Annotated in this window: 9 protein-coding genes; 1 reads left to right on the forward strand and 8 read right to left on the reverse strand. The window is 44.3% G+C overall.

The window, feature by feature from the left end; genetic code table 11:
• Positions 1 to 320 precede the first annotated feature (320 nt).
• Positions 321 to 1,232 carry an NAD(P)H-dependent glycerol-3-phosphate dehydrogenase gene (locus QUA16_RS11460; protein ID WP_333102905.1) on the forward strand — a complete coding sequence of 304 codons (912 nt, stop codon included), beginning with the start codon at positions 321 to 323 and terminating at the stop codon, positions 1,230 to 1,232.
• Between the two features lie 51 nt (positions 1,233 to 1,283).
• Here QUA16_RS11460 and QUA16_RS11465 read toward each other — a convergent pair whose 3' ends face one another.
• The 8 genes from QUA16_RS11465 to QUA16_RS11500 all read right to left on the reverse strand — a co-directional run bounded on the left by QUA16_RS11465 (position 1,284) and on the right by QUA16_RS11500 (position 10,570).
• The gene (locus tag QUA16_RS11465) at positions 1,284 to 1,562 is read right to left on the reverse strand and encodes a type II toxin-antitoxin system RelE family toxin (protein WP_015178374.1); all 279 of its coding nucleotides are present in this window, start codon (positions 1,560 to 1,562) and stop codon (positions 1,284 to 1,286) included.
• Entirely contained in the window at positions 1,549 to 1,818 is a 270-nt protein-coding gene (locus QUA16_RS11470) for a type II toxin-antitoxin system Phd/YefM family antitoxin (protein WP_333102904.1), read from the reverse strand. Before QUA16_RS11470 ends, QUA16_RS11465 begins: the two co-directional genes overlap by 14 nt.
• Before the next feature lie 342 nt (positions 1,819 to 2,160).
• Positions 2,161 to 2,466: a small RNA NsiR4-regulated ssr1528 family protein gene (locus QUA16_RS11475; protein ID WP_015178377.1), complete on the reverse strand. Its 306-nt coding sequence runs from the start codon at positions 2,464 to 2,466 to the stop codon at positions 2,161 to 2,163.
• Positions 2,467 to 2,686: 220 nt separating this feature from the next.
• Positions 2,687 to 5,881, reverse strand: coding sequence for a helicase-related protein (locus QUA16_RS11480; RefSeq protein WP_333102902.1), 3,195 nt, complete (start codon positions 5,879 to 5,881; stop codon positions 2,687 to 2,689).
• A gap of 19 nt (positions 5,882 to 5,900) precedes the next feature.
• Positions 5,901 to 6,074 (reverse strand): hypothetical protein, encoded by a 174-nt coding sequence (locus tag QUA16_RS11485; RefSeq protein WP_333102901.1) that lies wholly within the window; start codon positions 6,072 to 6,074, stop codon positions 5,901 to 5,903.
• Positions 6,075 to 6,525: 451 nt separating this feature from the next.
• A complete protein-coding gene (locus QUA16_RS11490; RefSeq protein ID WP_333181140.1) occupies positions 6,526 to 9,327 on the reverse strand; it encodes a DUF1156 domain-containing protein in 2,802 nt (933 codons plus the stop codon).
• A gap of 246 nt (positions 9,328 to 9,573) precedes the next feature.
• Positions 9,574 to 9,957 carry a hypothetical protein gene (locus QUA16_RS11495; protein ID WP_333102898.1) on the reverse strand — a complete coding sequence of 128 codons (384 nt, stop codon included), beginning with the start codon at positions 9,955 to 9,957 and terminating at the stop codon, positions 9,574 to 9,576.
• A gap of 184 nt (positions 9,958 to 10,141) precedes the next feature.
• Positions 10,142 to 10,570, reverse strand: a complete 429-nt coding sequence (locus QUA16_RS11500) for a DUF7680 family protein (RefSeq protein WP_333102897.1) — start codon at positions 10,568 to 10,570, stop codon at positions 10,142 to 10,144.
• Between the last annotated feature and the right edge of the window lie 197 nt (positions 10,571 to 10,767).

Genomic DNA, 10,767 nt, shown 5'->3' on the forward strand with positions numbered 1-10,767 from the left:
TGCCTGTTCCACAAAAACATTAAATGTTATTGCAATAATGTCAGCAACAGGCAAGATGCCTGTTCCACAAAAACATTAAATGTTATTGCAATAATGTCAGCAACAGGCAAGATGCCTGTTCCACAAAAACATTCAATGTTATTGCAATAATGTCAGCAACAGGCAAGATGCCTGTTCCACAAAAAAACTCAATGTTATTGCAATAATGTCAGCAACAGGCAAGATGCCTGTTCCACAAAAACATTCAATGTTATTGTGGAACGGGCTTCTAGCCCGTTCTTGAGAATGGTGTAAAATCTGAGTTCATCCAACTAAATTTTATGACAAGCTTGACAATATTAGGCGGAGGTGCTTGGGGTTCTGCCTTGGCAAATCTGGGAGGAAAAAAAGGATCTCGAGTTAATTTGTGGTCGCGCAGCAGTTCTTTTAGTCTAGAATCAGTTATAACAGGTGCGGATGTTGTTGTTTCGGCAGTTTCGATGAAAGGAGTTGGAGCAACGGTCGATCGACTGCTGGCGTTAGAGTTAAGTCCCAGTACAATTATAGTTACTGTCACCAAAGGTTTAGACCCCGCGACTACACGCACTCCATCTCAAATTTGGCAAAATGCCTTTCCTCACAATTCAATAGTCGTACTTTCGGGCCCTAATCTTTCCGAGGAAATTCAGCAAGGATTGCCGGCTGCAACGGTAGCGGCGAGTGGGGATTTAGCGGCGGCCAAGCAAGTGCAAAATATTTACAGTTCTGATATTTTTCGGGTTTATGTGAATGAAGACCCGCTGGGAACTGAGTTAGGTGGAACTTTGAAAAATGTGTTTGCGATCGCCGCTGGTGTTTGCGACGGTTTACAATTAGGAACTAATGCTAAATCTGCTTTACTGACTCGCGCTTTGCCGGAAATGATTCGGGTGGGGGTTCGTTTGGGGGCTCGCGCAGAAACTTTTTACGGTTTGTCTGGTTTGGGAGATTTGCTGGCTACTTGCAACAGTCCTTTATCGCGCAATTATCGGGTTGGTTTCGGATTGGCTGAAGGCAAATCTTTAGAGCAAATTTTGCACGAATTGCAGAGCACGGCTGAGGGCGTTAATACTACTAATGTGTTGATTGATTTGGCTAATCAACGCGGCATAGAAGTTCCTGTTTCTCGTCAAGTTTATCGCTTATTAAATAGTGAAATTACTCCTGAACAAGCGGTTTTATCGCTGATGGAACGAGCTTTGAAACCGGAGTAATATCACAATAATTACCAGATATTTAGAGCAGCATCACTGAGAATGAGTTTCTTAAAAAAGGCGCTCTAATTTTTTGTACACTTCATCATCGTTACGCTTACCAACTAGAATAATTTCTACCAAATCTTCTTCTGGATTAAAGCTGTAAATAATCCGATACTCGCCACTATCTACCCGATAATAACCCGGATATCCGATTAATTGCTTGCTATCATTAGGTAAAGGATCGACATTCAGCGCTAACACTTTTTTAGCAATTTGAGCCGCTATTTTAGGTTGCAAACCCTTGAGAAAGTCGAGAACTGTTTGTAAACCATCAAGTTTCGCCATTTGCCAGTTGTTTTAGTGTTTCTACAAAGGTTTGAGTACCAACCATTTGAGACTGACTTAGGGCAGATTTTGCGGCTTTTCCTAAAAGCATATCTTCTAATTCCATCAGTCGCTCTATCAAGCGCTGATAGGCATCAGCGGACATAATTACGTGGCTGGGCTGCGATTTATCTGTGAGTAAAACTGGCTCCACAGCAGCTCGGTTAAAGACTGTCCCCTGTGGATTACATACTTCTGCGAGGGTGTAACTTTGCATGACAGATGTTATGAGCGTGGGTTATGTCTATTTTAGGCAAAATCGGCAGGGATTGGGAAGTCGATCAATATTTGGGATTACAAAAGTAGGACTTAGGCAAAAAACCCGGTTTTTGAGAAAAATCGTGCACATCTGGGAGAAATTTCGCAGCAGTCGCCAGCCGTATTTTTCCTGCATTGGGTAATATTGCCTTCTAGAGTTACCCTACCATCTAAGACTGTTCCTTATCATCAGGGGCGGGTTTCACCAACCACAATTGTTGAAAACTAAGGATCTCATAAACCCGCCCCGCCCCTACATGAAGGATGCAACCGGACATGATATAAGCGCGATAAGTACGATCTATTTACCGCCGTAATAAAAGGCAATTTCTTTCTCTTTCAGCGGTGCAAAGTTGGCCGCCACCAGCATTTTATCGAGTTCCTCTTGTCCAATGTGTTTGACACCGATTCGGACAATGCGCGATCGCATTGTATTTGACACGCCACTGCGCTGTCTGCCGGCTTCTAATCCCATCACTTGCTTGTAGAGGTCTAATTTTGCTTGCGGAATCGGAGTACCGTCAAAGTCGATTCCAGAGGCGATCGCCACATCGATCGCATCTGCACCCGTTGTAGATTGAGCCGCTGAGTTTGTTTCTGAAGACATTGTGCTATTAAATAAAAAGGACGATCGTCATTAAAAGTAGTTTAGAGCTAAAAGTACCAAAAGTGAAATAAACTAAACATATTCGATTCAGGACTATTTGACTGAGATATTACACCAATGTCAGCAACAGGCAAGATGCCTGTTCCACAAGAAAATTAATTCTTTGTGGAACAGGCATCTTGCCTGTTCAGAAAAGGCTTATTGAAATTGGTGCAAGATATCAGTTTAACACAAGGGCGATCGCACTTAGCATTTCTTCAAACAACGGATTCCCAAAACTCATCAATTGCACGGAAGCATTTTCGTCAAAGATATCCGGGTAAAATGTGATATAATAATCGCGACTTTTATAGTTGAGATGCCAAGTGCGATTTTCCGAGCGATCGAAGATAGCGCCAATCTGCTTTAAAATCAAAGAATTGACAAACAAATTTTCGATTGTTTCAGGAAACAGAGAAGTCGGCTGCAGAGGTTGACGGATTTCTTGCAAGTCTGATTCTACATCCATCGCTACCATTTCATCGAGGGCCGGGCCGCGAGGCGGCGCGTCTAAAATGCGATCGAACTCTCCCAACAAAACGCCCTCTTCTTCGGGATCTGCACTCATCACAGCCTGTTCGATGAAAGTGGGAACTGTTGCGAGAATCGGTTGCAAATTGCCGACTACGGTTTGAAAAGCATCGATGCGATCGCGCAATTTCTTGTAAACCTTCGCCTCTACCGTTCCGTCATAGTAAAAATTGTGTATTCTTACGGTATCATAAATCTGGCCGATGCGATCGAGTCTGCCGATGCGTTGTTCGACTCGCATGGGATTCCAAGGCATATCGTAGTTGATTAAAACGCCACAAGTTTGCAAATTTAGCCCTTCTGATGCGGATTCGGTACAAAGTAAAATTTTGATGATTCCTTCTCGGAATTTGGTTTTGATTTGTTCTTTCGGAAAAATTCGCCATTGGCCATTTTGATACAATTCTCCGCCGCGCCCGGAATAGCAAGCAATCTGAGATCCATATAATTGTTGTAAAGCAGTTCTGAGATAGTCCATTGTGTCGGTGTACTGCGTGAAGACGATCGCACTTTCGCGCTGGATTAGTTCTTGACGCAAAATTGTGATAAAATGCGAAAGCTTGCTATCTTCGCCTGTATTCTCAAATTGATAAAGTAAATCTTCTAAATATTTAATCTCTTCAGGATCTGCTGGTTCAAAATAAGACTCCATTCCTTCCAAAATCACATCATCGGCATCATCTAAATCCTGAAAATCATCCTCAGTAATGCTAATTCCTTCGAGGCGGCGCTGTAATGATTCGCGGATGGCATAAAAGGAACTTGTCAGGCGTTTGCGGTAAAGAGTCATCAAAAATCCTAACGCTTTGCGGTTGTCTTTTTGCGCTAGATTGTAAAAGTGGCGCACGTAATTGCTGACGGCGAGATAAAGCGGCACTTCGCGGTTATTTTCTAATGTAATCGCATTGTCTCTGACGGCGCGGTGGGGAATATCGCGATCCAACAATCCCCGCTGATAGTATTGGCGCAAGGTGTCGCGGGTGTGGCGGAACATCAAATCTTTGAGGGGAGTATTCACTGTCAAATATTGGCGGGAAGCGGCGATAAAATCCGTGTCTTCAGCAACTTGTTTGGGGTTGACTCGCTGGTTTTTTTCCCAGACATCTCTCAGTTTATAATATAACAATCGATCGCCCTTCTGTAAATATTGCTGCAACCGAGTACAGGGCGAACCGCCTTGCTGGAAGTAATCCACAGACATCAGTTGCCAAAAAGTCAAGGTTTGGCGATCGGGTTTATCGGATAGTGTGCTAAAATAATTGCAGAAATTCTCACCATAAGACCAATGTCCCCGGAGTCCGAGAAGGTGCAATAAATCGAAAACTTCGATCGCATCAATCTGCATCGGCGTGGCGGATAATAACAATAGCGATCGACTTTTTTCTTTCAATTGCTGCATTAACTGTAGCAACCGATTCGGAGTTTCCTTGCGGTTTTGCGGGCTTTGGCGGCGGGCGTGATGCGCTTCATCCAGAATCACCAAATCCCACGGTTGCGCGTCTAAAAGCTGTTTTGTACGATCGCTCCGACGGACTAAATGAGATGATGCTAAAATTAGATTTTGGGAATTCCAAGGATTTGTTATTGGTTGTTGGTTATTGGTTATTGGGGAATTACCAGCGGGGACAAGTTCACCTTTGCTATAACTCCAAAAATGCAGATTAAATTTTTCGCGTAATTCTTCGTGCCATTGCGGCTGAATACTAGCTGGTGCTAAAATTAACACGCGCTTAACTTTTTGGCTGACGAGTAAGTAACGCAGAATCAACCCAGTTTCAATGGTTTTTCCCAATCCAACTTCATCCGCAATTAAGAAACTTTTCGGGAAATTAGCCGCCACTCTACGCAATATTTTAACTTGATGCGGCCAAGGTTTAATAGGAATAGATTTCAAACAATAATCGAGACAACTCGGCGAAGCGTACAAATTGAGAAGCGGTTCAAATTTAGCATAATCTAGGAATAGTTCAGAATCCCCAACAACTCCTCCTAAATCCCGACTCCTAACATCCGTTACATCCGCTACATCCGCTACAAAATCCGTTGCCGCACCTTCCTCATCCGCTACATCCGTTACATCCGTTACATCCGTTACAAAATCCGTTGCCGAACCTTCCTCCCGACTCCACACAGGTTTACTGCTAGGCGCGTATTGTAGCAACTTATTTTTCACCGCTTCCGGCACTTCAAAAACGCGCACATTCGGCGATAAATTGTTCCACAACTGTTCAAACCGAAAAATCTCTTCAGAAACTCGTTCAGCATCTCTGCCGCCTTCCCAAGCACAATAAACGTGGAAAGATTCAACGTTGCTTTCCCAACCGCTGAGAGATTCGTTATTGGAACCGCTAAAAGCTAATTGTGCGCCGTTACAGTCGGTGAAAATACCGACTTTTTCGTGAAAAATATGCTGCCGATCGAGTAAACTTTCAGTATCTATTGGTAAGCCGTTAGATTTGAGGGGAACGGCGATTTTAATATCGAGATAACTGTTTTGAATCAGCCAACTGAGAATTTCAAAATGTTTGAGTTGGGCGAAGGTTTTGGGCGGTTGTAAATCGGTATCGAGGCGGATGGTAACTGCATCTCGGAGGGCGTAACCTTGTTGGATAGCTTGCAAGTCTTGCGGGCTGAATTGACAGCCCATGATTAACCGCATCCGCCCTTGATTGTGCAGCATCGCGCCCAATCCCTGCGCTACTTTACTGAGGATAGCGCTGTTGAAAAAGCCGGATTTGCGATCGTACTGTAGAGCACATTCTAGCGCGGGAATGTAGAAATCGGCGAGCGGGTTATTTTCGTTGCTAGAATAGCTGATGCGCCAGGGATAATCTGTTAAATTCATTGTTCTGAATCTGGGTAACTTATTCTGGTATTTGTTGTGGCGGAATCTCCTCAGCAGAAAGTGTGACGACTTTTCCATCTTGCCAAATACTAATTGATTGTCCGAGTCGGCGGTGTTTCTCGATCGCCTGTGCGAGCGCCTTTTTAACACCAGCATCGATTCGATCGGACAATTTTTGATTTGTTTGAGTCATCGGATTAATCCTCCTGAGTAATTGTATTCCAAATCTGGGACTGATAAATTATCGGATTAGAATTCAAAGGGCATTCTGCAATCAATTCAGGAATAGGATTAGAATTATCATAACTCACCCACATATCACTTAAAGGTAAGTACAATTCTAATAAATTTTTGCGTCTTAATCCGCTTTCCCACAGTCCGCCAGGGAATGAATTCCCTGGCTAATAGCGAAAGTCCTCTAAAGAGGACTGATGAGTTATTCCTATCATCCCTCTTTTGTCACTTGCGGCAGACAATATTATTAAATTTTAATATATTAAATCATAATTATTAAATCCTAGAGATTATTCAGTCCTCTTCAGAGGACTTTCGCTTTGAGGCAGGGAATTCATTCCCTGCCGGACTGCCGGAATGCGGGTTTTGCCTGAAGCCGGACTGCAGGTTTGAGCTTAAATTGACCTAACCTAAAATAAACTCAACTGTCCCTCAAACTGAATTTCCATCTGTTGATAAACAACCTTGGCCTTAATCTCATCCATCGCCAACCACAAATCTAACAAAGCCTTCTCCTCCGGGATGCGTTTCTTCTCATCCCCAATACGCGGAATCACTTTCAGCGCCACCTCTATCGCCCGCATGAAATTATCGTTATCAGTCAAAGCCGTTTTTTTCATAAACTCGCGCACGATTTGAATATCTCCGTCCTCCTGATACAAACCGATAATCGCGTGCAATCCATCGACTAAATAGGTAATCGAAAAATCTTGCGGATTGACAGAATAAGCTCCTTTTTTCAGCCGCTGTTTCGGTGTCAAAAATTTGCAAGTGCCGCTAACTGAGTCAATCAGTTTGTATTTTTTTGCTAAATCTACGACATCGAAACCGCCGACGGCGAGGGCGAGTTGTCGCGCTTCATCGAAGGGGAACTCGACAGCGCCAAAGGCATCCCACGCCAGGAAATACCACTGCGTCAGGGCGTCAAATCCGGCGGTATCGGTTTGTGCAAGTTTGCGGAAGCGATAGTTTGCTATGGCTTTTCTGGCTTCAGCAAAAGCAACTTCCGGGCGCACTTCTTCGCCGCTGCTGTCGAGGATGGGATAGGAACGGCTGAACACATTTAAAGCCGGGCCAAAGGCGCTTAAATAAAGGTCGATTCCTTTGATGTCGTTGGCTTCAAATTCTGGGGCGCGTTGTTCGACGAGATTGGCGACTTCCGGGCGCAAATCATCCCACCAAGCTTGGGCGGCGTTAGCATCGCGTTTGCGACAGATGAGGAGCACTGTACTAGAAACCGAGTTTTTCTGCGCTTGGTGCAAGTTTTGCGGGTTTTCGGTACTGACGGCCCAAGATGCGGTAATCTCGAAACCGGCATCGATGAGGGATTTTGTGAGTACGTCCCACGCGCCGGATTCTTTGTGGTTGAATTGGACTGTCATCACGCCGTCATCGCGCAAAACTCGGTAATATTCGCTAAAAGCTAGCGCCATTTTTGCTTCGTAATCTTGTTTGGCGAGTTCGTCGGGGGATGTGCCCATGTTGCGGAAGCGCGACGGGTTGGCTACCGCTTCTCTATCTTTGTCGGTGAGTTCTGAGTAGAATAAATCGGGGAATATATCGCCTAATGTGCGCTTCATCCAGACGTAGAAAAAGTCGGAAATTTCGGCATATTGGATCGTGCCATAGTAAGGCGGATCTGTGATAATCGCATCGACTGAATTGTCGGGAATGTGGTAGAGGCTATCGGCGGATGCGGCGTTAATTTGGATGGTTTTGGGGTCGTATTGTTCGATTCCAGGTAAGCCTGTTGAGTGGGGTTTTGTGCCGAATAATGAGCAAAGTTCTTGATATTCTGATGCAAGTGCATCAGCGCACCAGTGCCATAGTTCACCAGCGCCACTAATTTCTGGATAATTCCAAAATAGATTAAGTGCGTGTTGTCCTGATGCAGCTTGTGCAAAAGCTCTAGATGCTTGCCAATGAGATAATCTTGAATTTTTATCAACACATCTATCTAATACTAGAGCTAGATAAGTTGCGATCGCCTCTACTTTCTCCTGTTCATACTCAGCCTGTAGCAGCGCCTTAGCTTCGTTGATAATTTCTACATAAGTGACAAGCGTTAGCAACTGACGTGGGTTAAACATTCCTGCCCATGTTTTTGCATAAGTCCGAATATAATTTTGTTCGGTTTTTAAGCCAGGGGGGATTTCTTCTAGAGGAATTAAAGCGATATTTTTTAAGTCTCCTAGTTTTGAATTGATTCTGCCTTCGGCTATTTCAATTCCTTGTAAATCTTTGCGTTCAGGAATTCTAAACCCTAAGCTACTCTGTCCTTGGCGAAAAGCTACCGCATAAAGTTGATGACCTATATTGTTTTGTCTGCCTGCTTCATAAATGAATTCAGTTTCAATTATAGTATCGCAATTCGGGCATTTCCCGACACCTCGGCTAATCGTGCTGCCATCACTCGGATCGTACTCACCCGCATCCGTTTTAATCGTCGATTCCTTGCCTTTCTTCCCCTTCACCAACTCAAAATCAACCCGCTTCTGTTCCGGGTTGGGGACGGGTTTCACCGCATACCAATCACTCGTAACTTTTCTCGCTTGGTTCTTACCTGCATAATTACTTGTCTTACTCAACCACCAATTCGGACTCAAAGGTACAACCGACTGACAACTCGGACAAACCACCGTATGAGCCCACAAATAATTCTGCACAGTTTCCCCCGGTAAAGAAGGGAAAAATTCAGTTAATCTTTTCTGGGCTTCATCCCCCACCCATTTCACCCATTTATCAATATCCTCCTGCAAATCCGGGCCAAATTTCAGCGGATATTCCATCGCCGCCTTCATCGTCACTACCGCCACGGGATTGAGATCCGACGCCAACACATTCAACCCGTACCGCGCCGCCTCAAACGGAATGCTTCCCCCACCCGCAAACGCATCTAAAATCGTCGGCGTGCGATTCCCCCACACCTTCTCGCAATAGTCATGAACCTTTTTAATTCGCACCGAAGACGGGGGAGTTTTGTAGAGTTTAATTTCCTTCCCCGGTTCCAATCCCAGCAAATATTCAAACTCTTCTAAAGAGATATCTGCGGGTAAAATCGACCCCAACACCGAAGCGCGAGAAAACGATAAAGGTTTGCGCGAATACCAGCGATGCAATCCTTTAAATGGATTGCCGCCGTGTTCGTAATAAACCTGCTGGTTTAGCAGATTCACCGGCATGATTTTCTCGATGAAGAGTTGGGGGCGCATGATATTGTTGGTTGGTGGTTGTTGTTTTTAGGAACAGGCAAGATGCCTGTTCCACAAAGATTTAATTTTATTGTGGGGAGTAGGGGTTGGGCTTCTAGCCCGCCCTGAACAGGCAAGATGCCTGTTCCACAAAGATTTAATTTTATTGTGGGGAGTAGGGGTTGGGCTTCTAGCCCGCCCGGAACAGGCAAGATGCCTGTTCCACCAACTGCAATTTGCATTGGTATTATCCCAAAAATTTCTCGCTCAATCTTCAAATACCTCGGTCTTTTCAATGATAAACCATTCGTGGTACAATACTGCTAAGAAAAACTCTTGTCCTTTTGGGCGATCGCACACAGCCATATATCCCGATACAAACATATCATCGTCAAAAGTTGTATCCTTAAGAAACAGAGTCAGCGAGTTACCATCCGCACTCCAAATCGTCCGCAAAATCGTGATATTTTGGTGACGAGATGCTTCAACGGGCAATAACACCCACCGCCCCTCAATTTCCATAAATTCCGGTTCGCGGTATCTAAATTCAGACTCCCATCTAAACGGCCCTTCATGCTTCTCAATAATTCGATCCCACCGCACTGTTTTAATCTGGGCTAAAGTTTCGTTTGACAAATCAGCTACTTTCATAAAATTAATCTCCTCATAAATTTTGCTTGTTTGTATCGAAGTCTCGATCCCCCCTAACCCCCCTTAATAAGGGGGGGACCGGATGCAGTCAAAGTCAACCCCTACTCCCCTTCTTAAGGGGGATTTAGGGGGATCTAGACTTAGCGTAAAAACGAGATTTCTCAAGGATTTTAGTCAAATCGAATCAATCTCCCAATAAAATTCGCAAAGCTTTCAAAGCATTTGAACGATTGCCATTCGCAATTTTACCAAACCAATAATGTGCCTCTTCATTACTCATCGCCATAATCCCTTCAGCAATATTCGCAATTCGTTCAGTTTTCGATAGCGGTTGCAGCGATTGAAATAAAATCGCCAAACTCACCCCCGATTCTTCTGATAATATATAAGGAGTTTGTCGCTGCTGAGATAAACTTTTCGGGTCGTAATTATTCGCTTTGAGAGTTGCATAAATTGTCTGTCTCGCCAAAACCAGGACATTTCCTTTAAGTCGCCCCAATTTTTTAGCAGCAGGACGTTTTTTCTCTCCGGCTTTCTTGTAAGCACATTGGTAGAGTTCTAATGCAAAATTGTTATTTTGTAAAGGCAAAACTCGTAACTGAAATTCTTGCATGGTCTATGGGCGGGGCGGGTTTATGAGAGAGTTTATTTGAGGCGTAGATGGTTGGTAAAACCCGCCCCTACATGGCACTAATTATACAACAATTAATCTACATATCCGATCGTCTCCGAGCGATCGCGATTCGTGTAGGGGCGGGTTCACCAACCATCTACGCAATCAACCAACCATCTCAAAAACCCGCCCCGGCT

This window comes from Microcoleus sp. S13_C3 (assembly GCF_036700905.1).
Lineage (GTDB): Bacteria > Cyanobacteriota > Cyanobacteriia > Cyanobacteriales > Microcoleaceae > Microcoleus.

Excerpts from the sequence above, each read along its gene's own strand:
- QUA16_RS11465 (WP_015178374.1), bottom strand. The coding sequence starts at position 1,562 with ATGGCGAAACTTGATGGTTTACAAACAGTTCTCGACTTTCTCAAGGGT.
- QUA16_RS11490 (WP_333181140.1), bottom strand. The coding sequence starts at position 9,327 with ATGCGCCCCCAACTCTTCATCGAGAAAATCATGCCGGTGAATCTGCTA.
- QUA16_RS11460 (WP_333102905.1), top strand. The coding sequence starts at position 321 with ATGACAAGCTTGACAATATTAGGCGGAGGTGCTTGGGGTTCTGCCTTG.
- QUA16_RS11470 (WP_333102904.1), bottom strand. The coding sequence starts at position 1,818 with ATGCAAAGTTACACCCTCGCAGAAGTATGTAATCCACAGGGGACAGTC.
- QUA16_RS11495 (WP_333102898.1), bottom strand. The coding sequence starts at position 9,957 with ATGAAAGTAGCTGATTTGTCAAACGAAACTTTAGCCCAGATTAAAACA.
- QUA16_RS11475 (WP_015178377.1), bottom strand. The coding sequence starts at position 2,466 with ATGTCTTCAGAAACAAACTCAGCGGCTCAATCTACAACGGGTGCAGAT.
- QUA16_RS11500 (WP_333102897.1), bottom strand. The coding sequence starts at position 10,570 with ATGCAAGAATTTCAGTTACGAGTTTTGCCTTTACAAAATAACAATTTT.
- QUA16_RS11480 (WP_333102902.1), bottom strand. The coding sequence starts at position 5,881 with ATGAATTTAACAGATTATCCCTGGCGCATCAGCTATTCTAGCAACGAA.
- QUA16_RS11485 (WP_333102901.1), bottom strand. The coding sequence starts at position 6,074 with ATGACTCAAACAAATCAAAAATTGTCCGATCGAATCGATGCTGGTGTT.